Source organism: Dietzia sp. SYD-A1 (assembly GCF_015356725.1).
In the GTDB taxonomy this organism is placed as follows: Bacteria; Actinomycetota; Actinomycetes; order Mycobacteriales; family Mycobacteriaceae; genus Dietzia.
Genome location: NZ_JADDKI010000236.1, coordinates 1 through 1,995, shown reverse-complemented (window position 1 = coordinate 1,995; position 1,995 = coordinate 1). Strand labels below are relative to the sequence as shown.

Below are 1,995 nucleotides of genomic sequence, written 5' to 3'. Positions count from 1 at the left end.
CCGGGGGACCGGGCGGCATCGGGTGGGCGGTCGGTAGACCGGAGTGCGCCGAGCAGGGACCGCATCTCCCCCACCGCCGAGCGGGACGACTCCTCGACGGTCCTCAGGGCGCCCGCGGCCGCGTCGGGGTCGTGGCCCATGACCCGTCGCGCGGCTCCGGCCTGGACACCGATCGCCGCCACGTGGTGCGCGATCACGTCGTGCAGCTCCCGGGCGATGCGCAGGCGCTCCTCGACGACGGCGCGGTCGCGCAGGGCCTCGGCCTGCTCTTCGATGGTCTCGGCCTGGTCGGCCAGGGCGTGGCGGCGGCGTGCACCCCGCCACGAGGCGATTCCGAGGGCGGCCGCGCCGCCGAAGTAGACGATGTTGATGAGCGCGGTGTAGACGAGATAGGCGGGCACCGGAGGGACGACTCCCGACGAGCGGTCGGCGTCGTCGAGCGAGTCGAGGATCTGCTGCATCCCCGACCCCAGCGCGAGGTACCAGGTCATCCACACCACGAGAGCGGCGGCGATCGCCACCGCGACCCCCACCAGCGCCCTCCGGTCGCGGGCCCACGCCACCGCAGAGTAGACGGCGATGAAGTACAGCACCTGCTGGGAGACCTGCCCCATCACCAGGGGCATCACGCTGCCGATGATCAACAGGTGCGCGGTCGCCCCCAGGCCGGTGAGGAGGGGCAGGCGGCGCCGGAGGGCGAGCAGGGCCGCCGCGCTCGCCATGGCCGTGTACTGGGCCCAGAGCGGGGCGCTCTCCCCGCCCAACACGCCCATGCTCCGGAGGATCTCCAGACCCAGCGCCGAGCAGGCGAACATCGCCAGGGCGAGGGCCGCGTCGGCCCGGAGGTAGTTCTCCGGCAACGGTCGGGTCCACGCGTCCTCGGCGTCGAAGAGGTCGGAGAGGCGATTCCGGCGGGCCCACACGACAGACGAGCCTATCCGCTCGCGTCCTGGCCGGAGGTGCCGACCGCGGTGGCGTCCACCCGGAACGCTCACGGCAGGTCGGGCGGCTCTCCGAGGGTCTCGACGGGCAGATCCACGACGAAACGCGCTCCGCCCGCGGGGGAGTCCTCGACCCGCACCGCGCCTCCGTGAGACCGGGTGATCTCGGCGACGATCGCCAGACCCAGACCGGATCCCCCCGTGCCCCGGGCGCGGTCGGCGTCCAGTCGGGCGAAGCGGTCGAACACCGTGGCCCGCTGGTCGGGCGGCACCCCTTCGCCGTCGTCGTCGACGGTGATCACGGCGCGGGGTCCCGCGGGGTCCGTGCGATCCACGGTGAGCCCGATCGTCACGGCCTCACGCGCGTGCCGTCGGGCGTTCTCGACCAGGTTGCGCACGACCCGCAGCAGGGCGTCGGGGTCGCCGACCAGACGGGCGGGTTCCACCGTTCCGGTGACCTCGAGTCCACCCAGACCGCGGAGCCGGGCCACCTCGGAGAGGACGATGTCGTCGAGGTCCACGTCCTCGCGTCGCAACGGCACACCACGCTCGTCGTTCTTCGCCAGCAGGAGCAGGTCCTCGACCATCGACCGCATCCGCTGGACCTCGGGCAGCAGGAGGTCGTCCACGGTCTCCACGTCGACCGGGGTGCCCGAGGTCGACGACAGTTCCAGCAGGGTCGACAGGGTGGACAGCGGGCTGCGTAGTTCGTGGGAGGCGTCGCCGACAAAGGCCACCTGCGCGGTCCGTGCGGCGTCCAGCCGCGCGAGCATCGCGTTCATCGTGCGGGCCAGGCGGGCGATCTCGTCCTCCGCCTCGGGCACCGGGACCCGCTCGCCACGCCCGGAGGCGGAGATCTCCGCGACCCGGGACCGGATCGACTCCACCGGCCGCAACACGCGCCCCATCGCGTAGTACACGAACACCGCTGTGGCGAGCCCGGCCACGGGAACGAAGGACAGGAAGAGTATCGCGCCCGCGGCGAGAACGGTGTCGTACCGGTCAGTGTCCGTACCCACCTCCACCGCGAACGTCACGCCACCGAGATCCACAC

Annotated in this window: 2 protein-coding genes; both read right to left on the bottom strand. The window is 72.6% G+C overall.

Annotated features, from left to right (window positions below; all coding sequences use genetic code 11):
• Positions 1-923, bottom strand: a 923-nt coding sequence (locus tag IY392_RS10455; RefSeq protein WP_194861166.1) for a sensor histidine kinase, incomplete at its 3' end; no start/stop codon positions are given.
• A gap of 68 nt (positions 924-991) precedes the next feature.
• On the bottom strand, positions 992-1,995 hold a 1,004-nt coding region (locus IY392_RS10450; RefSeq protein ID WP_194861165.1), incomplete at its 5' end, for a cell wall metabolism sensor histidine kinase WalK.